A 22,114-nucleotide genomic window follows, 5' to 3' on the forward strand; every position below is an offset into this window, starting at 1 on the left:
AGCCGTGCTCTCACCCGGGGCACCCTTCTGCACACTGTGCGGTGCCGCGGTGAACAACCGTGCCGCCTCACCTGGGCCTGCCACCGTGCCCGTGGGCGTTCCCGGTGTTGGCCAAACTTTTGCTCCCGCGAATGGCGCGGTGCCGGGCATTGTGCCCGTGGGCACCACCGTGGACGGGCCGTTGCTGGCCCCCCGCGAGCTTGGCGTCGATCCCCGCATTGGCGCCGCCACGGTCTTGGTGCCTGGCGGTGCGGGGCGCCGTTTGGCGGCCGCACTCATTGACGGGGTGCTCCCGGGCATACTGATGGCTGTGGCTGTTGGCATTGGAGTCGGCAAAATGACAGTCACCCAGGTGGGTGAATTTTCCCAGCTAAACCTGAGCTGGCTGTTGATCCTGACGGGGATAGCCAGCGTGCTGTCCCTGGGCTATGCCATCTGGCTGTGGCTGTGGGAGGCCAGGTCCGGCAAGACTCCCGGCAACCTGATGGTCGGGTTGCGCACCACCTCCATGGACGGCGAAGCCGCCGGTCTGCTGGCCATTTTTCTGCGCAAGCTGATGATCGCCGTCAGCTCCATTGTGCCCACCGTTGGCCCGCTGTTGGTGATTATTTCCAACACTTGGGATGCCAACGGAAAGCGCCAAGGTTGGCATGACAAGGTGGCCAACACCCTAGTTTTCAACGTCAACGCCGGCCGCAACCCCATAGAAACGGGTGGCATCGCTGAGCGGGCAAACTTTGTGCCGGCAGTTGTGCCCACCATTTCTCCGGTCAGCTCTCCGCTGGAGCGCCGTGCCGTACCGACTCCGCAGCAGGCGCCGTTTACCCCACAGCTCCACGACTCGGGTGTGCAGCCCGGCAACCCCTTTGCGCCGCCGCAGTCAGCGCCGGCGCAGTCCGTCCCGCCACAGTCCGTGCCGGCGCAGTCCGTCCCGCCACAATCAGGACCGACGCAGTCAGCACCGACGCCCCCGATACCCGTGGACGAGGGGCCCATCACCTTTGTGCCCGGCGCCGCTCGACGTGCCCAGCCACAGCAGGCCCAGCAGGGAGCGCCCTTGGCCGGGGCAATTGACCAGGATGCGGGGGAGACCCGGGTACGCCCCGTGGCTTCCACCGCGGGCCTGCGCCTGACCTTTGACAACGGCCACATCGAAGACGTCAGTGCCGTGGCGCTCATTGGCCGCAACCCCGCCGGATACGATGGTGAGATGATTTCTCGCCTTATTCCAGTTCAGGACTCCAGCAGGTCCGTGTCCAAGACACACCTGCACGTTCGCGTCGGTGGTGAAGGCCTGTGGGTTACCGACAGAAACTCCACCAACGGCAGCGCCGTCACCACCATGAGCGGAGTCAAGACACCCCTGCACGGCGGGACGCCGGCCCTGGCTGACATTGGTGCCCGGGTTCATTTCGGTGACAGGTCATTTGTGGTGGGGCGCCAGTGACCACGGGGGAGGGCCAGCAAGCCCGCAGCGGCTCCGGCGTCGGGCTGAGCTTTGGTTTTGGTACTGACAGGGGCCTGCGCAGGGAGCTCAACGAGGACTCGTTCCTGGCTGCGGACCCCTTGTTCACTGTGGCCGACGGCATGGGTGGGCACGAGGCCGGCGAAGTAGCCAGCCGTGAATGCATCCAAACGTTGAGCGAGCAACGTGTTTTGAGCGCCAAATCGCGCCAGGCGACGGCGTCGGAGCTGGCGCATGCGGTGCGTCTTGCCGATGCGCGGATCCGCGAGCTCACCAACGCCCGGGCCGGGACAACCCTCACGGGCGTTGTGCTGGTTGAGGAACGCGGTGTGCCGTATTGGTTGGTCTTCAACGTTGGCGACTCACGAACATACCTGCTCAGCCAGGGAACGTTCACTCAGGTCAGCGTGGACCATTCCGAGGTACAGGAACTGGTGGACGCCGGTTTCATCACCCCCGAGGAGGCCTTGACGCACCCGCGCCGCCACGTGGTGACGCGTGCCTTGGGCACGGGAACAGACACGGAGGCTGATTTTTGGCTGGTCCCGGTGGAAGAGGGCGACAGGATTCTGGTGTGCTCCGACGGGCTCTCCGGAGAATTGAGCGACAGCCAGATTCACCGGGCCCTGAGCACCCTGCGCCACCCCCAGGATGCTGTCGATTCCTTAATCCAGGCCGCACTGCGCTCCGGCGGGCGTGACAACGTCACAGTCATTGTTGTCGATGCCAGCAATGTCAGCGGCGGCGCTGGCGGGGAAACACTGAACAACCCGAACACGTCCCGAACCGCCGAGGAAGACACCTTGCCGCGCCTGTTGTTGACGCAGGAGGTCCTTCCCGACGTCGTGGCCGGTACCCACCCCAACGAAGTCCTGGAATCCATCCCCAAGGAATTCCTAGCGCCCGGGCAAAAGTTGCTCGCAGGCGTTCAAGCACCCCTGCACGAGGAGAATCATGGTTAGCACCACGTACAGCACAGGTTCATGGCTAGGAATTGTGCGCTCGAGTTCGGTCATCGTGCTCCGGGGGCACACCGACCCCGCCATCGTGAGCGCGTTGTGGGATTTTCTTGGGCAGAAACCCACCATTCACGGTGTCCTGGACGAGGTCACACGGCTATTCGGCACGGGCCCCACCAGCATGCCCGACTTTGGCATTGTGCTCCAGTCAGACCGTTTGCACGCCATTTTACGTGGCGAAATGACGCTGGCGGCCCGCACCGGCGACGCCACGGAAGTTGTTTCGGGCCGGGACGTCACCACCTGGAGTGAGCGTTCCTTGCCACTGCCCGACTCCCTTGAACTGACGCTGGCGCAAGCGTCGGAACCAGCCGAACCGACCCTGCTGCTGCCTGTGGGTGAGGCTGTTATCCGGCTGCAGTCGCTGCGGGTGGAGCTTGCCGAGCACCACCTGCCCGAAACGGTGCTCGTGGCAGATTCGGAATCCACGGAACTGCTGGCCGACGACGCTGCTGCCGCGGCCGAGCCGGTTGCCGCCGTGGACGACGCGGTTGCTGCCGCGGCAGAGCCGGAGGTTGTCGAACCGGCAGCCGAGCCCCCGGCTGATGCTGCCAGTGCGCCGGAAGAGGCCAGCGCTGAGGAGTCAGCCAGTGCTGCCAGTGTGCCGGAAGAGGCCAGTGCGGCCAGTATCGAAGAGCCAGCCAGTGTAGAGGGGGGGGAGGGCGACGATGACGCCTACGCCAGCTTTGCCATGGCCGCAGAAGCTGCCGACGCCGAGTGGAACGCCCAGTTGGCGCCCACGGCGGCGGAGCGGGAGGCGGATATGAATCTGACCATCCGTCCCGACCTGACCGATGACGAGCCTTTCGACGCCGAGCCACATGACGAGGACCCCATTGGTGACGAGTCCCTAGCCGAGCACCAGCCGGACTTCGCCGAAGCGATGGCGGAGGATGTGGCGGTGGTCAGCGACGCCGCCGAGGACGCCAGTTTTGCGGCCGAGCCAGCTGGCGCCGACAGCTCCGAGGTGCCCGGGGAGCAGCCGGCCGGGCAGGAGGCTGCCGAGAATGGTTTCACCACCAACTACGACCACTTGTTTGGGCCCACGGTTGCCAGAAGTGTTGAGGACGCTGCGGTGCGGCTCGATGACGACGGCCAGCCGGTTCATCCCCAGCCGCGGGACGCTGTCCTGCCGCCGCTTCCCGCCCTGCCCCCCGTGGCGGGCATCGCCGCGGAAGTCCTGGCAGACCTCAGCGCCGCATCCCCCGCCCAGAGCGCCGAGGAGCAGTGGCAGCCCGAGGGCCTGTTGATCGACTCCGTGCCGTGGGGCAACCACCCGGGGCCCGAAGCCGGGCCCGAAGCCGGCGCCGAAACCGGCGTCGCAATGGACGCCGCAACTGGTGTGCTCGCTGCTCAGCCCTACGATCCCGACCATGACGGCCACACTGTCATGCGCGGCGACGTCGGCGACGTCGGCGCCGACGAGGCGCCCGACGCGCGACCGCTGGAGTCCCGCCCACCCACCGGCCCCATGGTTTTGGCACGCGTGTGCCCCAACGGGCACGCCAACCCGCCGAGCCGCTCACAGTGCTCGGACTGCGGGGCCGCCATCAACTCCGAACCCCGTGAAGTGGGCAGGCCGCGCTTGGGCACCATGCATATTTCCAGTGGTGAAGTGGTTGAACTGGACCACTCGCTGATCATTGGCCGCCAGCCTTCAGTCTCCCGGGTGATGGGCGGCGCCATGCCCCGCCTCGTGCAGGTCATCAGCGGCAACGACGATATTTCACGCTCCCATGTGGAGGTTCGTTTGGATGGCTGGGATGTGCTGTTGGTCGATCTCAAGGCCACCAACGGCACGGTGTTGGTCCGTGAGGGCCAGGCCCCGCGCCGGCTGAGCCAGGGTGAGCAAGCTATTTTGCTCAACGGAGACATCGCTGAACTGGGGGATGGGATCTCCTTGCTCTTTGAGGGTCTCCTGTGAGCAGCAAGCGTGCTCCCGCCGCACCCCCGGTACTTCCTGGCTACAGGTTCGTCTCCGTGCTGGGGTCCGGCGGATTCTCCGACGTCTACCTGTACGAGCAGGACAGGCCCCGGCGCAAGGTTGCCGTCAAGGTCCTGACAGCTGATCTGAAGACCGACGGCGCCAGGGCAAGTTTCGAGTCCGAAGCCAACCTCATGGCCCAGCTCTCCGCGCACCCGTACATTGTCACCATCTTTGAAGCCCAGATCACCGATTCCGGGCACTCATACCTGGCCATGGAGTACTGTTCCCGGCCCAGCCTTGACATGCAGTACCGGCAGGGGCGTTTCAGCGCCGACAAGGCCCTGGAAATTGGTATCCAGGTCGCCTCGGCCGTCGAAACAGCCCACCGGGCAGGCATCGCCCACCGGGACATCAAACCGGCCAACATTCTTGTCACCGACTACAGCCGGCCGGCGCTGACAGACTTTGGCATCTCCGGAACCATGGACGCCGTGCAGGCCGACGGCGGCGGCATGTCCATCCCGTGGTCGCCACCGGAATCCTTCGCCTCCGGTGCCACGGACGGCATCAAGGTCGACGTGTGGGCGCTCGGCGCCACCATCTACACCTTGCTGGCCGGGCATTCACCCTTCGTCATCCCGGGCGCGGACAATTCCCAGCGCGAACTGATCGCCCGCATCAGTGCAGCGCCCCTGCCCATGCTGGGCCGGGCAGACATCCCGCAGGCGCTGGAACTGGTCTTGGCCACAGCCATGGCCAAGTCACCGGCCTCGCGGTACAGCTCCGCCAAGGACTTTGCCCGCGCCCTGATGCGTGTCCAGGCCGACCTGAACCTCTCCGTCACACCCTTCGAGGTGCAAGAAGAAATTGTTGTTGCCGATTTTCGTTCCGACGACCATTCGGAGCCAACCCGCGTTCGCAGCGTTGTCTCCATTGACCCCGACGCCGGCACCTCCAACCCCACCTTCCCCTCACGGCAGGGCAACAACACGCGCGGTGCGCCCGTCACGGCCACCCCACAGCTCAACACCGTGCCGGGCGTAACCGGGTCCACCACCGGACTGAACCGCAACGCCCAAACCCTGCCATCGGCGGGCCCGGCCACGACCCCACCATCGGCTCCCCAGCCCAGCGGCTTCGTGCTGGATTCAACCGTGCAGCGCAGCGAGCTGGCGCCAGCGGCGCCCCAGCCGCAGCCCCCGGCCCCGCCGGCAGCTCCGGCCAGGAAGCGGCTGTGGCTGGGACTAGGCTCCGGGCTGGTACTGCTGGCCGCCGTCGTGGTGGGCCTTGTGGTTTTCCTCAATGGTGGGGCGAACCAAAAAGCTGACCCGCTGGTGCAGGAGTCCGCAACACCAGCCCCCGCCCTGATTGTGGGGGCGGAGGTGCCGCCGGTGAAAGATTTGGCGGCTGCACCCAAAAATGGTGGCTCCGAGTGGAGCTGGAGCAATCCCGACCCGCAACCGGGCGACAAATACTTGTGGGCATCCGTCAGCGCGGTGGATACCGGCGCCTTCAAGCCCATCACCGAGAAACGGGCCTTCGTGGTGGACGACCCCAATGGTCAGTCCTGTATTTCGGTGAAGCTGGTTCGCACGAACGGCCAAACCTCACCGGAGACCAAGAAGTGCTCCTAATCGTCACCGTCATCAGCAACAAGCCTAGGGGGCTGCCGTCATGGCTGAACTAACCATTGATTTTTGTGGCGAATGGTACGAGCCTGCGCCGGAGGGCGTTTTTAGCATTGGCCGTGAGGGTGACATTGAAGTTGATGACAACCCTTATTTGCACAGGAAATTTCTTGAGGTGAGCAAGTACGACGGTATTTGGTGGCTGACCAACGCCGGCACCATGCTCTCGGCCACGATCGCCGACGCAGCAGGTGGTATGCAGGCGTGGATGGCCCCGGGTGCCCGCATTCCCTTGGTCTTTAGCCAGACGAACGTGATCTTTACCGCCGGCCCCACCACGTACGAATTCTCCGTGCACGTGGCGTCGCCGTCGTTCATTTCGCCAAGCCGTGAGGATGACTCGGCCGGGTCAACCACCATCGGCCCGGTGGTCTTCACCGAGTCCCAAAAGGCGCTGATTGTGGCCCTGGCCGAGCCCATGCTGCGCCGCGGCGGCACAGGATTCAGCGCCATCCCCTCCTCCGCGCAGGCGGCCCAACGGCTGGGTTGGGCGCTCACCCGTTTCAACCGCAAACTCGATAACGTGTGCGACAAGCTGGACCGCGTGGGTGTTGTTGGCCTGCGCGGTGGCGGCGGAAAACTGGCCACCAACCGCCGGACCAGGCTCGTCGAACATGCCGTCACCTCCCATCTGGTGACCCCCGATGACCTGCCCCTGCTGGACGCCCAACGCGGAGTCGTGGCCGAATGAGGATCCGGCTGACGCTTCGACGCGAACCACAAGAGGCGAAGAATCTGGCCGTCACCGTTGACGGGCTGGCCTCGGTCGGTGACATCGCCACCGAACTGTACCTGGCCGACCCGGCCCGGAAGGGGGCACAAGCCCCAGCCAAGCTTTCGCTGCTGGTGGAGGAGTCCGTGGTGGGCGGGGTTCGCGGGCGCACCCTGCCGCCGGAGAGCAACCTGCTTGAATCCGGGCTGCGCCCCGGTGCCACCGTGTCCCTGACCCAGGTCAGCGACACTTTTGCCCTGCCCAATCAAGACCGCGGGCCGGCGGCTGCCACCTTGCGCGTCATGGCCGGCCCCGACCTGGGCAAGGAATTCGCCCTGCCCCTGGGCACCAGCTATGTTGGCCGCGACTTTGACGTTGATGTGCGGCTCAGCGACCCCATGACCTCAAAACGGCACGCCCGCATCACCATTGGCGAAACAGTGGAGATTGCCGACACCGGCTCCGCCAACGGTCTCATGATGGAGGGCACCCAAATATCGCGGGCCGTGCTGGGCTCCTCGGATGAGGTGACACTGGGCGAAACCACCATTTCGGTGGTGAGTCTTGGCCGCAACGCCCAATCCGGGCCCACGGGCCCCCTGGTGGAATTCAACAGGTCACCGCGGGTGGTGCCGCACTTCACTGTGGAGGATCAGGCACTTCCCTCCGGCCCGCAACGGCCGCGCCGCGAACGCTTCCCGCTGGTCATGCTCTTGGCCCCCGTCCTGATGGGCGGTGTCATGTTTGGCGTGACCCGTAGCCCCTTCAGTCTCATCTTCATGGCCATGATGCCCTTGATGATGATTGGCAGCTACCTTGACCAAAAAGCCAATGCCAAACGTGAACTCAAGGACTCAATAACGCACTTCCGTGGCGCCATGGCCGAGTTCCGCCGCCAAATGACAGCCCGCCAGCAGGTGGAGCGGGCTGTGCGCCTGGCCGAAAGCCCCTCAACGAGCGAAACCGTTGACGCCATTTACAAGTTGGGTCCGCTGATGTGGACTCACCGCCCCGAACACGCGGCGTTCCTGTCGCTGCGCCTGGGAGTGGGCCGCCAACCCTCGCGCACACCCGTCAAAGCGCCGGCCGAGAGCAACACGCTGCCCGAATACATGGCAGAAATCGAGGACGTCAGGGCCGAGTTCTCCGACATCGATGCCGTCCCGGTGGTTGCCGCGTTCCGCAGCAGCGGGGCGTTGGGTGTTGCCGGACCGCGCGGGGTGGTTGACGACGTGGCCCGGGCCCTGGTGCTCCAGGCCGTGGGCCTGCATTCACCGGCGGAACTTGCCGTGGCGGCCATGACATCCACCGAATCCAAGGAGCGGTGGGAATGGTTGCAGTGGCTCCCGCATGTTGGCTCGGTGTATTCGCCCCTGGCCGGGGAACATTTGGCCTCGGGCACCGGCGCCGGCAGTGTGCTGCTGGCCGCCCTGGAAGACTTGCTGGTGAACCGCGGCGTCAACATGGCCGCCAACGGTGCCGCACACCGTGGCGCCCTTGACCCGCTCACGGGGGACCTGCCGGCACCGGTGGTGCCTGCCCTGTTGGTCATCATTGAAGACGACGTACGGGTGGACCGTGCCCGGTTGACCCGACTCACCGAATACGGCGCCGACGTGGGCGTGCACATCCTGTGGGTGGCCGGCACCATTGAGGCGCTCCCCGCCTCCTGCCGTGACTTTGTCCACGTTGCCGAGACGGCCACCACCGGCCAGGTCCGACTGGGCCGGCTGACCTACCCGGTCAGCTGTGAGAGTGTCAGCGCCGAGTTGGCCGGTCAGCTGGCCCGCATGCTGGCGCCTGTGGTGGATGCCGGCAAACCGGTCGATGACGACTCCGACCTTCCCCGCAGCGTCTCCTACGTGGCTCTTGCCGGGCACGACCTGGTGGAGAGCACCACGGGCATTGCCGATAGGTGGTTGGAGAACAACTCGGTGGCCTCCCGTGCGGTGAAGAACCGCAAACACCAGGGCTCCCTGCGCGCCCTGGTGGGGTCCAAGGGTGTGGAACCGATGTATCTGGACCTCAAAACCGAGGGACCGCACGCCCTGGTGGGCGGCACAACGGGTGCCGGAAAGTCCGAGTTCCTCCAATCCTGGGTGTTGGGCATGGCGGCGGCCTACAGCCCCGACAGGCTCTCCTTCTTGTTTGTTGACTACAAGGGTGGCGCCGCCTTCGCCGACTGCGTGCAGCTACCGCACACTGTGGGCCTGGTGACAGACCTGTCCCCGCACCTGGTGCGCCGGGCCCTGACGTCCCTGCGTGCTGAACTGCACCACCGCGAGCACCTGCTCAACCGCAAGAAAGCCAAGGACCTGCTCGCCATGGAGCGGGAAGCAGATCCCGAGACGCCGCCGTCGCTCATTATTGTGGTGGACGAGTTTGCCGCCCTAGCCAAGGAGGTGCCGGAGTTTGTTGACGGCGTGGTGGATGTGGCGGCCCGTGGCCGTTCGCTGGGGCTGCACCTGATCCTGGCCACGCAGCGGCCCTCGGGCGTCATCAAGGACAGCCTGCGCGCCAACACCAACATGCGCATAGCCCTGCGCATGGCAGATGTTGACGACTCGCAGGACATTTTGGGGGAGCCCACGGCCGCGTACTTCAGCCCGTCGATTCCCGGCCGCGGCGCGGCCAAGACCGGTCCGGGGCGGATTCAGGGCTTCCAGACCGGGTACGCCGGCGGCTGGACGACACGCACCCCGCAACGCCCCCGCATTGACATTGTGGAAATGGATTTTGGGGCCGGAAACCCGTGGGAGCAGGAGCTCGCAGCGGCCCCTGTGGAAGAGTCGGCAGGTCCCAACGACATTTCGCGGGTCGTGGCCAATATTTCGCTGGCCGCCGTGGAACTGGGCGTGAAGCCGCCGCGCAAACCCTGGTTGAGCGAACTGTCGGAAATTTATGACTTCTCCAAACTGCCCACACCGCGCACCGATGAGCAGTTGCTGTTGGGTGTTATGGATGACCCCGAACACCAGGCCCAACCGACGGTGTTCTTTGAACCCGACAAGGACGGCAACATGGCCATCCTGGGTGCCAGCGGTTCGGGCAAGTCGGCAGCCCTGCGCACCATTGCTGTGGCCGCGGCCATCACCCCGCGCGGTGGCCCCGTGCAGGTGTACGGCATAGACGCCGCCTCCAACGGTCTGCAAATGTTGGAGGTGCTCCCGCACGTGGGCGGCATCATCAACGCCGAGGACAACGAACGGGTGGGGCGCCTGTTGCGGTACGTCCGCTCCGTGATCGAGGAACGGGCCGAGAGTTTCGCCCAGATCAAGGCCGGCAGCATTGCCGAGTACCGCCGCCTAGCCAACAAGCCCAACGAGCCGCGCATCATCGTCATGGTGGATGGCCTGGCCGCGTTCCGTGAACTGTACGAGTTCCGGACGGGCATGAACCAGTTCGAGACCCTGCAACAGATCGCCACCGACGGCCGTCCCATGGGTGTGCACCTTGTCATCGCCGGGGACAGTCCCAAGTCACTGCCGGCGTCGTTGGCGTCATCGGTGCAACGCCTGCTGGTGCTCCGGCTGGCCACCTCCGATGACTACTCCAACCTTGGCCTGCCCCGCGATGTGCTCAACGCCGCCTCGCCCCCCGGCCGTGGCATGATCGACGGCGGCGAAATCCAATTGGCCATCTTTGGTGGCACCCCCAACCTGGCCTTGCAGGCCCGGCAGGTGTCCAGCCTGGCCGAGACCATGCGCCGCCAGGGCGTTGCGCAGGCGCCCCGGGTGGAGTCACTGCCGGAAATGCTGGATCTGAACGTGCTGCCGGCCGCGGCGCCGGGCCACGTGATAGTTGGTGTGGACGACTTTAACCTTGACGCGGCCGGGCTGGAGGCCAGTGGTGCGCTCATGCTGACAGGTCCGCCGTCGTCCGGGCGCACCACCGCATTGGTCACCCTGGCGGAGGCCTTGAAACGGTCGACGCCTGGCACCCGGCGCGTGTACTTTGGCTCGCGCCGCTCAGCCATCGCCAACCTGCCGGTCTGGGACGAATCCATTGTCACCGCCGCGGCGTTGGAGCCCGAGCTGCGACGCTTCATCGACCTGGTGGACAGCGAAAGCGTGCCGGTCGCGTTCTTCATTGAGGGTGTCACCGAGTTTGGTGATTCGGAGGCCGAAATGGACCTTGTCACCTTGATCAAGGCCGCCGTCAAGGCCAACTGTTTTGTGGTGGGTGAGGCCGAAACGTCCACCTGGTCCGGTGCCTGGAGTTTGGCGGGGCTGTTCAAGGCCGGCCGGCGCGGGCTGCTGATGAACCCCGGCGATGTGGAGGGCGACACCTTGATGAGCACCCCGCTGGGACGGTTGTACAACAACAAGTTCGTCCCGGGGCGCGGCTATGTTGTGGGCCGCGGCAAGGCTTACAAACTGCAGGTGGCCAGCACCATGGACCACGAGCGGTAGCTTGCGGGCTGGGTTCGTCACGGCGCACCCTCCCATCTGACCCGCAGAAAACGCCGAAAATTCGCGGAAATCCGCGAATTTTCGGCGTTTTCTGCGGGTCAGATCATGGTGGGGGTGCTTGTGCTCGGCATCATGGCGCGCGGTTGGTGCACAGCCGGGGGTTCTTGGGGCAAGATAGTACCGTGAGCAGCGAGCCAGTAGCACCCCAGCCAAATCCCGCCGATACCACCTCCGGGGCGGGCGTCCCGGAAGAGGTTGTTCCCCCGGACGTTGCCCGGGAGCGTTACGGCGTCCTGGTGGATCTGATCCAAAAATACCGGGCGGCCTATTACAACGACGACGCCCCGCTGGTCTCCGACGCCGACTTTGACGTGCTCTACAGCGAGTTGGAGACCCTCGAGGCCCTGCACCCGGAACTGATCGCCAACGATTCCCCCACCCAGACAGTGGGCGGGGAAGTGTCCGAGGCGTTTGCCGCCGTGAACCACCTGGCCCGCATGTACTCGCTGGAGGACGTGTTCTCGCTGGAGGAACTGCAAGCCTGGGTGGGCAAGGCCCAGGCGTCGGTGGAAAAACAGCACGGGCTGGCGCCGAAGTGGCTGACGGAGCTCAAGATTGACGGTCTGGCGGTGAACCTGCTCTACCGTGACGGCGTGCTGGTGCGGGCCGCCACCCGCGGGGACGGCACGACAGGTGAGGACATCACCCACAATGTGGCCACCATCAAGGACATCCCGCAGCGGCTGCACGGCACAGGCTTCCCGGCAGAGGTGGAGATTCGTGGCGAGGTGTTCATTGCCTCCAAGGACTTCCTCGAACTGAACGAGACCATGGTGGCCGCCGGCAAGGCGCCGTTCGCCAACCCGCGGAACTCGGCAGCCGGTTCGCTGCGCCAAAAAGATCCCGCCGAGACAGCCAAACGGCCGCTGAGCATGTACGTGCACGGCATCGGGGCTCGTGAAGGCCTAGACACCACCAGTCAGTCCGAGACGTACATCCAGCTCAAGGAATGGGGTATGCCCACCAGCCCCTACTTCACGGTGCTGGACACCCTGGCGGAGGTGCTGGAATTCATCGCCCACTATGGCGCGCGCAGGCACGATCTGATTCACGAGATTGACGGCATCGTGATCAAGGTTGATGACTTCGCCACGCAGCGAGCACTGGGCAACACGTCCCGGGTGCCGCGCTGGGCTGTCGCGTACAAGTACCCGCCGGAGGAAGTTCACACCAGGTTGCTGGACATCCGGGTCCAGGTGGGGCGCACGGGCCGGGTGACACCCTTTGGCATCATGGAGCCCGTCAAGGTGGCCGGGTCCACTGTGGAACGTGCCACGCTGCACAACCAGGACGTGGTCAAGGCCAAGGGCGTGCTCATCGGCGATGTGGTGGTGCTGCGCAAGGCCGGCGATGTGATCCCGGAGATTGTGGGTCCCGTCATGGCGTTGCGGGAAGGCCGTGCCGGTGAGCTGCACGAGTTTGTCATGCCCACGCACTGCCCGTCCTGCGGCACCGAACTGGCCCCGGCCAAGGACGGGGACGTAGACATTCGCTGCCCCAACGCCGCGTCCTGCCCGGTGCAGCTGACGGAGCGGCTGGCACATTTGGCTGGCCGCGGCGGCTTCGACATTGAGGCGCTCGGCTATGAGGCGGCGGCCGCATTGACCAACGGGGCAGGAGCCGACCCGGCCGAAAACGACGGTGTCATTGCCCCCAGCGGCCCCGGCCCGTTGCGCAGCGAGGCGGACGTGTTTGAGCTGCGCAACATCGACCTGTCCGAGGTGGTGGTGTGGCGTGAGATTCGTGCCAAGGGCGCCGGTACCGGCCGTTTCCAGCTGGTTCCTTACTTCTACACCAAGGCAACAGCGACGAAACCCTCGGTGCCCACCAAGACCACCGAGAAACTGTACGACGAGCTGGACAAGGCCAAAGCGCAGCCGCTGTGGCGTGTGCTGGTTGCCCTGAGCATCCGGCATGTTGGCCCCACGGCGTCCCGCGCCCTGGCCACCCGCTACGGCACCATGGCGGCCATCATGGAGCAACTCAAGGCCGCCGACGCCCACGAACAGCTGGCCGACGTCGACGGGGTGGGGGCCATCATTGCCGAGGCACTGATCGAATGGTTCGCCGTGGACTGGCACCTGAACATCATCGAGAAGTGGCGGGCCGCCGGTGTGCTCATGGCCGATGAGGCCGATGAATCAATGCCGCGCACCTTGGCTGGCCTCACCATTGTGGTGACGGGCACGCTGCCCAATTTCAGCCGGGATGAGGCCAAGGAGGCCATCATCACCCGCGGCGGCAAGGCCTCCGGATCCGTGTCAAAAAATACCTCGTACGTGGTGGCCGGTGAAAACGCCGGCACGAAACTGGACAAGGCCGAATCGTTGGGGCTGACGGTGCTGGACGAGGATGGTTTTGTGCGGCTGCTCGCGCAGGGCCCACCGGTCGAGGGTTCCAGCGCACCACGTCCGCCAACAGAAGCACTAGGGGAGTAGCCATGCGCCACATCAGCATCGATGAACTTTTGGAAGTGGCGTTGCGCGCAGCGGCGGCCGGGGCTGCCGTGCTAGCCGCCCGCGACCCGGCAGGGTTCGGCGCCACCGAGAAGTCCTCCGACGCCGACTGGGTGACAGCCTTTGACGTGGCCGCCGAGGAGGCTGTCCGGGCCGTGATCACCGACGCCCGCCCGCATGACGTCATCACCGGGGAGGAATTGGCCCCGGCCCTGCCGGCCGAGCCGTCGGGCTACCGGTGGAGCATTGACCCGCTCGACGGCACCATGAATTTCATCCGCAACATTGCCTACTATGGCACCTCGGTCGCTGTCGTCGGGCCCGACGGCGAATGGTTGGCCGGGGTTGTCCACGCCCCTGCGCTGCGCAGGGTGTACTTTGCCTCCCGCGGCGGCGGCGCCTGGCTCGATGAAGTCCGGGCCGACGGCGCTTCGGCGCTCCGGCGCCTCACCGGCCCCACCGATGACCGTGGTGGCACGTTGCTGTCCACGGCGTTGACGTATGATCCAGCGGTCCGGCGTCGTCTGGTTGCCGAACTCGATGGCCGGATGGACCACTTCGGGGACCTGCGCCGCCTCGGCGCTGCCTCCTTGGAACTGTGCGCGGTCGCCGAGGGCGGGGTGGACGCCTACCTGGAGTACGGGCTTTTTGAGCACGACTTTGCCGCGGGCGGGCTGATTGCGCAGGAGGCCGGTGCATGGGTGCACAGGCCCGCGTTGAGCCCGGCGGTGAACGGCCTGCCCACCCGCGCCGAAGTGCTCGGGGTTTGGACTGCAGCCTGTGTGCCCGGCCTGGAAGGCGGCTTCGCCCCGGGCCGGTAATCCGGGTGCGGGCTATCCCACCGTCAGGGCCGCGCCCACCACCCCTGCGGTGTTGTGCAATTGTGCCGGGCGCACGGGCGCAGCCAACCGCAGCTGAGGGATGAATTCCTCGTGCCGCACCGAGATGCCGCCGCCCAGGATGATCAGCTCGGGGGAGAATAGGAACTCCACGTGGGAGAGGTATTCCTGCAGCCGCAGCGAGTACGCCGCCCAGCTCAGCCCGTCCCGTTCACGAGCCACGGCCGAGGCCCTGGCTTCGGCCTTTTCCCCGCCCAGGTGAAGATGGCCCAGCTCAAAGTTGGGTACGAGAGTGCCATCCACCACCAGTGCCGAACCAATCCCGGTGCCCAGTGTCAGGACCAGGACAACGCCGCCGTGCCCTTGTCCGGCGCCCCGGGCCGCTTCTGCTAAACCGGCGGCATCGGCGTCATTGATGACAACGACCGGGCGGCCCAGTGCCGCCCCGAGGAACTCGTTGACGTTCTGGCCAATCCATTCAGCGCTGATGTTGGCTGCCGAACAGGCGGTGCCCCGGCGGATGATGGCCGGGAAGGCGACACCCACGGCCGTGTGGGACGGCGGGGTCGCCGCCCGGGTCTGGACGTCCGCCAGCACGGCCTGCAGGGCCCGTGCAATGGCTGCGGGGGTGGCCGGCTGCGGTGTGGGCAGATGGGCGATGGGGCTGACCGGCTGCCCGGTGACGGTGTTCACCACACCGTACTTGATGGCTGTGCCGCCAATGTCGATGCCGATCCGGAGGGCTTCGCGGCTTGTTGATTCCATGGGGTTTCCTTGCTGTGCGAGATGGACTGCAACGGGGTGTTAGGAAAGCAGCCAGGCCGTGGCGTTGGCGGCCAACGTGCCGTCTTCCAGCGGAACACTGCTCACGGCAACCGTTCCGGCGGGGAGGGCGACGGCTGTCGCGCCAAAGTTGGTCACCACCTGCCAGCCGTTGGGGCGGGCAAAGTGCAAAACGTCCGGGTTGGCGTTGGCGATCCAGTGAAGTTCCTCGGCGCCCTGCAACTGGCGGCGCAGGGCCAGGGCGTCGCGGTAGAGGTTCAGGGTGGACGCTGCCACGAGGTCCTGGGCGGACACGGCGTGCTCGGCAAACCAGGCTGGCTGGGGCAGGTGCGCCTGAACGTCACCAAAACCGTAGGAGGTGCCGGCAGCCGTCCAGGGCAGGGGCACGCGGCAGCCGTCGCGGCCCTTCTCGATGCCGGTGTTGCGGAAGAAGGCCGGGTCCTGGCGGTCGGCGTCGGCAATGTCGGCCACCTCGTGCAGACCCAATTCCTCGCCCTGGTACAGGTAGGCGGAACCGGGCAGTGCCAGCATGAACAAGGTTGCGGCGCGGGCCCGACGCAGGCCAAGTTCACGGTTCAGCTCCGCCTCCTGACCACCGTTGAGGACCCAAACCTTGCCGTCCTGGGTCTTCTCCGCATCGGCCAGCGCGGGCAGGCCGTAGCGGGTGGCGTGGCGGACCACGTCGTGGTTGGAGAACACCCAGGTGGAGGAGGCCCCCGTGGCGGCTGACTCGGCAAGGTTCTTCGTCACGATCGAGGCGAACGATGCGGCCTCAAAGTCGGCCATGAGCAAGTCAAAGTTGAAAGCCTGGCCCAGGCTGGTCGGGGACGCGTACCGGGCGCGGCGGGACTGGTCCACCCAGGCCTCGGCCACGGCCGTGCGCGGCGGGTTGTACTCGTTGAACAAGGCTCGCCATTCGGCGTAAATCTCGTGGACGGCGTCGCGGTCCCACAACGGGTTGGAGCCATTGTGCAGCTTCTCCAGCCGGCGCAATTCCGCCGCGGACGGCAACGGCTCGGACAGGTCCTTGGAGAGCGCATGGGCCACATCGATGCGGAAACCGTCAACGCCCCTGTCCGACCAGAAGCGCAGGGTCGTGAGGAAATCATCACGGATTTCACGGTTGTCCCAGTTGAAATCGGGCTGCTCGGAGGCGAACAAGTGCAGGTACCACTGGCCGTCGGGTACCCGGGTCCAGGCCGGGCCGCCAAAGATGGAAGCCCAGTCCGACGGCGGCAGCTCGCCGTGGGCGCCCTGGCCGTCGCGGAAGATGTAGCGGGCCCGGGCGGGTGAACCCTTCTCGGCGGCCAGTGCTTCCTGGAACCAGGGGTGCTGGTCGGAGGAGTGGTTCGGGACAATGTCCACGATGATCTTCAGGCCGGCGTCGTGAAGGGCGGCAGCCATCTCGTCAAAGTCGGCCAGGGTGCCCAGGCGCGGGTCAACGTTGCGGTAGTCGGCAACGTCGTAGCCGCCGTCGGCTAGTTCGGAGGGGTAGAACGGGCTCAGCCAGACGGCGTCCACGCCCAACTCCACCAGGTACGGCACCTTGGCGGTGACTCCTGCAATGTCCCCGAGGCCGTCGGCGTTGGCGTCGTAGAAGCTGCGCGGGTAGATCTGGTACACGGCGGCCTGGCGCCACCAGTGGGGATCGGCGGTGCGGGAATCCGGGTTCAGGGCCGAAAGCGGGGAAACGGTCATGGTGTATTCCTTCGTGTCAGGTGCGGTTGTGGCAAGCCTTGGAAAAAGGGGGGTGCTATTTCACGGCGCCGCGCATCACGCCAGACATGATCCAGCGCTGGGCGAACACGTAGACCAGCAGGGTCGGTGCCAGGGCCATCAGGTAGGAGGCGAACGCCAGGGCCGCAGCAGCAACGCCTGCCACCGCCAGCAGCTTGCGCCGGGTCATGGCGGAGGGGCTCACAGGGTAGATCCCGCAGCGTGGGGTGAAACGGCCTTCATCAAAAAACTCCCTTGTTCTTTTGGACTGAGCGGTTCTTTTGGGCTGAGCACGAACTGCTGCATCGGGGTGTGGGCGACCGAACACAATGATTTGCGCTCTATATTTAGAGTCTAAATTTATGCGCTGTTAGTATTATGTACATCACACGGCCGGACGTCAAGGGGCACCTTTTTGGAACTGACAGCTAACACCCCTCAGCAACTGCGCCAGACAAATATGAGTGCCGTGCTCGGTGTCATGCGCCGCTCCGGACCCGTCACCGGCACCGACCTCATCGAGGCCACGGGGCTGGCCCGGGCCACGGTGATAGCCGTGTGCGATGACCTGATCCAGGCCGGCTGGGTCCGCGAACTCCCGACCCAACGGTCGGCGCTGCAAAAGGGCCGCCCGGCGCGGGTGTTTGAATTTAATGCCGCGGCAGGTGTTGTGGTGGGGCTGGACGTTGGCGTTGCCAAGACCACTGCCGTGGTGGCGGATCTTCGCGGCACCATTCTGGCCAAAGCCACCGAAAGTCTGAGTGAGTTCACGGCACCGGATGCCGAACGGCTGGCCAGCATTGACAAGGCCATCCAGACGGCGCTGGCCAGTGCCCAGGTGACGCATCAGGCGGTGCTGGTGGCCGGGGTGGGCATCGCCGCTCCCGTTGACCGGGCCGGCAAAATTTCCCACAGCCAGCCCTTTTGGGAAAACTTTGACATTGGTATTCAGGAGAATCTGCGGGACAGGTACGGCTGGCCAGTGCTTCTCGCCAACGACGCCAACCTGGCGGCCATGGCCGAACGCTGGATGGGTGTGGGGGCAGGCACCGAGGACCTGGCCGTCATGCTGGCCGGTGAGCGCATCGGCTTTGGCTTGATGGAGTCGGGCCGGCTGCTGCACGGTGCCTCCGGGCGCAGCGGTGAGGTGGGGCTCCTGCAACTGGTGGACGGGGTGGGAACACCTGAGGGAATTGCCATGCTGGCCCGGGACATGGCGGCGGCCGCCGTCACGGTGGGCACGCCGCCAACACTTTTGAGCACGCTGGCCGGTGAGATGACGGCCGAGGCGGTCTTTGCCGCAGCAGCCCGGGGCGACGCCGTGGCGCGGCGAATCCTCGATGACATTGCCAGGCGCATGGCCCGTGTCATCGCCTTGATCGCCACGCTCACGGACCCGGCACTGGTCGTCATTGGCGGAGCGGTGGCGGCGTCCTCGGCCGTGTTGCTCGAACCACTCCGGGCCGAGCTGGTCACGATCATGCCCAACCCGCCCAGGGTGGAAGTCTCCACGCTCGGCGATGCCATTGTCACGCTCGGTGCCGTCCGCCTGGCGCTGGACTATGTGGCCCGGCACGCCCTGGATCTGGCCCCGGGCGCCTAACAGCCCTGTCCCGCCCACCGGCGGCGGGCGTACTGTAGTGCCATGGACGTCAGGCACGGGAACTTTCGCCCGCCCCAGGGCATCACCGTCACGGGGACCGGGACACTACCGGCAGCCTTTGATGTCTCGGGACTTGCCGTGGCCGCCATGGCGCAGGCGGCCACGGCAGTAGCCCAACTGGCCCACCATCATGGTGCTGCGGTCCCGGAAATTTCCATCGACAGGGACCTTGCCGCCCTGTGGTTTGGGTTCTCCTTCACCCCCGTCGGCTGGGAGCTGCCACCGGTGTGGGATGCCATCGCCGGCGACTACATCTGCGCCGATGGCTGGATCCGCTTGCACACCAACGCCGTGCACCACCGCGCCGCCGCCTTGAAAGTCCTGGGGCTGGGCGCCGCCGCCAACCGCGCCACTGTGGGGTCCGCCGTCGCACACTGGCCGGGGGAGGAGCTGGAGAAGGCAGTGGTGGCGGCCCACGGCTGCGCCGCTGTGATGCGCTCGCCGCAGCAGTGGCGCGAACACCGGCAGGGGAGCGCCGTGGCGGGCGAGTCCTTGATTCAGTGGGGTGCAACGCGCCTGTACGACGCCGGAACCCCCGCACGCCGTGCCACCGCGGGACGGCCGTTGGCAGGGGTGCGGGTGCTGGATTTGACGCGGGTCATCGCCGGCCCCGTGGCGACACGCTTTCTGGCCATGTACGGGGCGCACGTGGTGCGCATCGACCCGCCCGACTGGGCGGAACCGGCGCTGGAGGCGGAGATGACAGTGGGCAAGTACTGTGCCCGGCTCGATGCGAAAACCGCTGCCGGACTGGCCCGGCTGCATGAGCTGCTGGCAGGGGCTGACATCCTCATCCACGGTTACCGCCCCGGCGCGCTGGAACACTTGGGGCTGTCCGAGGCTGCGCTGGCCCACACCTATCCGGCCCTGGTCAACGTGGCCCTGGACGCTTACGGGTGGAGCGGTCCATGGGCCCACCGCCGGGGCTTTGACTCCCTGGTGCAGATGAGTTGCGGCATCGCCCAGGCCGGCATGGCCCACGGTGGTGCGGACAAACCAGTCCCGCTGCCCGTGCAGGCACTCGATCATGCCACGGGGTACTTGTGTGCCGCGGCCGCCATCAACGCCTGGCGGGACCGGCTCGGCGGCACTGTGCGTACCGCGCGGTTGTCCCTGGCCAGGACGGCAGCGGAACTGATGCGCACGGGGCCCTCGCCAGCGGGTGCCCCGCCACCCCTGGCCGGGTCAGTTGTGCTGGAGCCCGAGGAAACCCGCTGGGGGCCGGGTCTGCGGCTGCCCTCAGCCATCGCCATGCCGGGACTTCTCCCTGCCACGCAGGTGCAGGCTCGCGGCTTCGGCTGGGCACCGGCACGGTGGCCTCCTCGCAGCAGCTGACCGGCGGAATTTCCGTGGCGGCACCCGGGTGCGCCAGACTGGGCAGGCAGGGTCCGCCTGCCCCACCCGCAAGCGAGGAAGTACGCCCAGCATGAATGTGTTAGTCCGTCCCATCACCGAAGCCGACTACGACGCCGTCGCCCGTGTCACTGCCGACGCCTACCTCGGGGCAGGGTATTTCGACAGCGCCGATTACCCGTATATGCAAAAGATCCTGCGCGTGGCGCAGCGGGCGGCCGCGGCGCCCATGATTGTTGCCGAGCGTGACGGAGACGTCATCGGATCGGCCACCCTGGCCGTCTATGGTGACGAATGGGCCGATATTGCCCTCCCCGACGAGCTCGAGTTCCGCCTGTTGGTGGTGGATCCGGCGGCACAACGCAGCGGCGCTGGACGGGCCATGGTCAACTACATCCTGGCCCGGGCGCGCGCCACCGACGGCATCCTGGCCGTCAGCCTCACGACAGGCGATGACTGGCACAGCGCCCATGCGCTGTACCAAAAACTCGGATTCTCCCGCGCCCCCGAACGCGATTGGCCCATCCCGGAAAACGGCAAAATGTTGCGCGTGTACACGATGGTGCTGTAACGCCCAGCCGGTGGCGGGACGGGCGGCGATAAACTCGGGCACGGCGTGCCCTCCCGCCCGGCCGGGCACAGCACTAGGATGACCTCATGAGGCCCAGCCCGTCAGCGGTAACCCGCCCGCAGAAACTCTCACGGCGCACCAGCTGGCGTGCGCGGTGCAGCTCCGTCAACGCCGTGGTGGACAACCTTGTTTTTGTGTTCAGCGGTGTTGCCGCGCTGTGGCTGGCGTGGCTGGTCCTTCAGGAGGGATTCTCCTGGGGATGGTACTTGGTGCTGTTCTTCGTCATTTTCTGGGCTGTCCTGGCCTACCTGGTGTTGCCACGGCTGCACAGGATCCTGACCTCCGTCTACGTCCCGGACTATTTCATTGGCCGGGCCCGAACCAGTGACGGGCTGTTGGGGGACCCCATCAACCTTGCCGTCATGGGAGCCGAAGCCCAACTGCACCAGGCCATGACACGGGCCGGCTGGATCCGGGCCGATGAGGTCACCCTGGCCTCCAGCCGCCGCATCATCACCTCCACCGTGTTCAAGCGCAGCTACGATGAGGCGCCCGTGAGCCCCCTGCTGCTGTTTGGCAGGCAGCAAGACCTGGCGTACCAACAAGAAGTCGCCGGCAATCCTGCCAAGCGCCACCATGTACGGATTTGGCGCTGCCCCGAGGGTTGGCTGCTGCCGGGTGGGCACCAGGCCGACTGGCTGGCGGCCGGCACCTTTGACAGGGCCGTGGGCTTTTCCCTGTTCACACTGCAGATCACCCACAAGATCGACGCCAACACCGACACCGAGCGCGATCACATTGTCACGACGCTTGTCGATTCCGGCGACGACGTTTACGTGCGGGTGCTGGCGGACTTCGCCACCGGATACCACTCCCGCAACGGGGGCGGAGACACCATTGAGACGGACGGGGACCTGCCCGTGGTGGATGTTCAGCAGGTGGTTGTTCCGGCCAACGGGAACGCACTGGGCCCGGACCTTCTAGCGCGCCGGGCCGCCAGGGCGAAGCGACGCCCCGTCTCCACGGCCCTGGGCGCGCTGCTGATGGTCATTCGCGTGGTGGTGGGCGCCGTCACCGTGGCCACACTGCTCGGTGACCGCCAGGAAATCCTGGCCGCTTCAGCCGCCAGTGTCAGTGCCGAGGAGACGGCGGCCCTGAATCTTTTCCTGATTGTGCTCACGTCGCTGGCTGCCCTGGGCGTCGCCGGTTACCTGCTCCTGGCCTACCTGGTCTTCAAGGGGAGCAACTGGGCAAGGATTGCTGCCATGGCGTACAGCGGGCTACTCATTGTGCTCACTGCCATAGCCTTCACCGAGGGGGAGTCCGTCAGCTTGGGCACGAACATCTTTGGGCTGCCACTGGACATTTTGGTGCTGCTGGCCTTATCAGCACGCAATTCAAGGCTGTGGGCGCGGAGATAGGCATCTCATCTGCGGCGGGATTTATCCGC

General features: G+C 66.0%; 14 protein-coding genes and 1 pseudogene. 12 read left to right on the forward strand and 3 right to left on the reverse strand.

What is annotated here, in order from left to right:
* Positions 1-4: 4 nt before the first annotated feature.
* The 8 genes from ACX80E_RS12995 (at position 5) to ACX80E_RS13030 (ending at position 14,560) form a co-directional block, all read left to right on the forward strand.
* Complete coding sequence (locus ACX80E_RS12995; protein WP_459302415.1) at positions 5-1,447, forward strand: RDD family protein; 1,443 nt, start codon at positions 5-7, stop codon at positions 1,445-1,447.
* Complete coding sequence (locus tag ACX80E_RS13000) at positions 1,444-2,427, forward strand: PP2C family protein-serine/threonine phosphatase (protein WP_459302416.1); 984 nt, start codon at positions 1,444-1,446, stop codon at positions 2,425-2,427. Before ACX80E_RS12995 ends, ACX80E_RS13000 begins: the two co-directional genes overlap by 4 nt.
* Positions 2,420-4,408: an FHA domain-containing protein gene (locus ACX80E_RS13005; RefSeq protein WP_459302417.1), complete on the forward strand. Its 1,989-nt coding sequence runs from the start codon at positions 2,420-2,422 to the stop codon at positions 4,406-4,408. Before ACX80E_RS13000 ends, ACX80E_RS13005 begins: the two co-directional genes overlap by 8 nt.
* On the forward strand, positions 4,405-6,045 hold the full coding sequence (locus ACX80E_RS13010; protein ID WP_459302418.1) for a serine/threonine-protein kinase: 1,641 nt from the start codon (positions 4,405-4,407) through the stop codon (positions 6,043-6,045). Before ACX80E_RS13005 ends, ACX80E_RS13010 begins: the two co-directional genes overlap by 4 nt.
* A 40-nt stretch (positions 6,046-6,085) precedes the next feature.
* On the forward strand, positions 6,086-6,790 hold the full coding sequence (locus ACX80E_RS13015) for an FHA domain-containing protein (protein WP_459302419.1): 705 nt from the start codon (positions 6,086-6,088) through the stop codon (positions 6,788-6,790).
* Positions 6,787-11,223 (forward strand): FtsK/SpoIIIE domain-containing protein, encoded by a 4,437-nt coding sequence (locus ACX80E_RS13020; protein WP_459302420.1) that lies wholly within the window; start codon positions 6,787-6,789, stop codon positions 11,221-11,223. The genes ACX80E_RS13015 and ACX80E_RS13020 overlap by 4 nt, the downstream gene beginning before the upstream one ends.
* Positions 11,224-11,405: 182 nt before the next feature.
* Positions 11,406-13,721: an NAD-dependent DNA ligase LigA gene (ligA, locus tag ACX80E_RS13025; protein WP_459302421.1), complete on the forward strand. Its 2,316-nt coding sequence runs from the start codon at positions 11,406-11,408 to the stop codon at positions 13,719-13,721.
* 2 nt (positions 13,722-13,723) lie between these two features.
* Positions 13,724-14,560 (forward strand): inositol monophosphatase family protein, encoded by an 837-nt coding sequence (locus ACX80E_RS13030; protein ID WP_459302422.1) that lies wholly within the window; start codon positions 13,724-13,726, stop codon positions 14,558-14,560.
* 12 nt (positions 14,561-14,572) lie between these two features.
* Here ACX80E_RS13030 and ppgK read toward each other — a convergent pair whose 3' ends face one another.
* The 3 genes and pseudogenes from ppgK to ACX80E_RS13045 form a co-directional block, all read right to left on the reverse strand.
* Positions 14,573-15,343: a polyphosphate--glucose phosphotransferase gene (ppgK, locus tag ACX80E_RS13035; protein WP_459302423.1), complete on the reverse strand. Its 771-nt coding sequence runs from the start codon at positions 15,341-15,343 to the stop codon at positions 14,573-14,575.
* Positions 15,344-15,382: 39 nt separating this feature from the next.
* Positions 15,383-17,059 (reverse strand): glycoside hydrolase family 13 protein, encoded by a 1,677-nt coding sequence (locus tag ACX80E_RS13040; protein WP_459302424.1) that lies wholly within the window; start codon positions 17,057-17,059, stop codon positions 15,383-15,385.
* A 55-nt stretch (positions 17,060-17,114) separates the two neighbouring features.
* Positions 17,115-17,219 (reverse strand): annotated as a pseudogene (locus tag ACX80E_RS13045) (carbohydrate ABC transporter permease); the annotation flags it as partial.
* A gap of 273 nt (positions 17,220-17,492) precedes the next feature.
* Here ACX80E_RS13045 and ACX80E_RS13050 point away from each other — a divergent pair.
* From ACX80E_RS13050 to ACX80E_RS13065, 4 genes are all read left to right on the forward strand, one after another.
* Positions 17,493-18,680 carry an ROK family transcriptional regulator gene (locus tag ACX80E_RS13050; RefSeq protein WP_459302425.1) on the forward strand — a complete coding sequence of 396 codons (1,188 nt, stop codon included), beginning with the start codon at positions 17,493-17,495 and terminating at the stop codon, positions 18,678-18,680.
* 42 nt (positions 18,681-18,722) lie between these two features.
* Complete coding sequence (locus ACX80E_RS13055) at positions 18,723-20,075, forward strand: CoA transferase (protein WP_459302426.1); 1,353 nt, start codon at positions 18,723-18,725, stop codon at positions 20,073-20,075.
* 91 nt (positions 20,076-20,166) lie between these two features.
* Complete coding sequence (locus tag ACX80E_RS13060; RefSeq protein WP_459302427.1) at positions 20,167-20,664, forward strand: GNAT family N-acetyltransferase; 498 nt, start codon at positions 20,167-20,169, stop codon at positions 20,662-20,664.
* 86 nt (positions 20,665-20,750) lie between these two features.
* On the forward strand, positions 20,751-22,085 hold the full coding sequence (locus ACX80E_RS13065; protein WP_459302428.1) for an LssY C-terminal domain-containing protein: 1,335 nt from the start codon (positions 20,751-20,753) through the stop codon (positions 22,083-22,085).
* Positions 22,086-22,114 lie beyond the last annotated feature (29 nt).

Source organism: Arthrobacter sp. TMN-49 (assembly GCF_054511095.1).

Excerpts from the sequence above, each read along its gene's own strand:
- ACX80E_RS13060 (WP_459302427.1), top strand. The coding sequence starts at position 20,167 with ATGAATGTGTTAGTCCGTCCCATCACCGAAGCCGACTACGACGCCGTC.
- ACX80E_RS13055 (WP_459302426.1), top strand. The coding sequence starts at position 18,723 with ATGGACGTCAGGCACGGGAACTTTCGCCCGCCCCAGGGCATCACCGTC.
- ACX80E_RS13065 (WP_459302428.1), top strand. The coding sequence starts at position 20,751 with ATGAGGCCCAGCCCGTCAGCGGTAACCCGCCCGCAGAAACTCTCACGG.
- ACX80E_RS13020 (WP_459302420.1), top strand. The coding sequence starts at position 6,787 with ATGAGGATCCGGCTGACGCTTCGACGCGAACCACAAGAGGCGAAGAAT.
- ACX80E_RS13005 (WP_459302417.1), top strand. The coding sequence starts at position 2,420 with ATGGTTAGCACCACGTACAGCACAGGTTCATGGCTAGGAATTGTGCGC.
- ACX80E_RS13030 (WP_459302422.1), top strand. The coding sequence starts at position 13,724 with ATGCGCCACATCAGCATCGATGAACTTTTGGAAGTGGCGTTGCGCGCA.
- ACX80E_RS13015 (WP_459302419.1), top strand. The coding sequence starts at position 6,086 with ATGGCTGAACTAACCATTGATTTTTGTGGCGAATGGTACGAGCCTGCG.
- ppgK (WP_459302423.1), bottom strand. The coding sequence starts at position 15,343 with ATGGAATCAACAAGCCGCGAAGCCCTCCGGATCGGCATCGACATTGGC.
- ACX80E_RS13040 (WP_459302424.1), bottom strand. The coding sequence starts at position 17,059 with ATGACCGTTTCCCCGCTTTCGGCCCTGAACCCGGATTCCCGCACCGCC.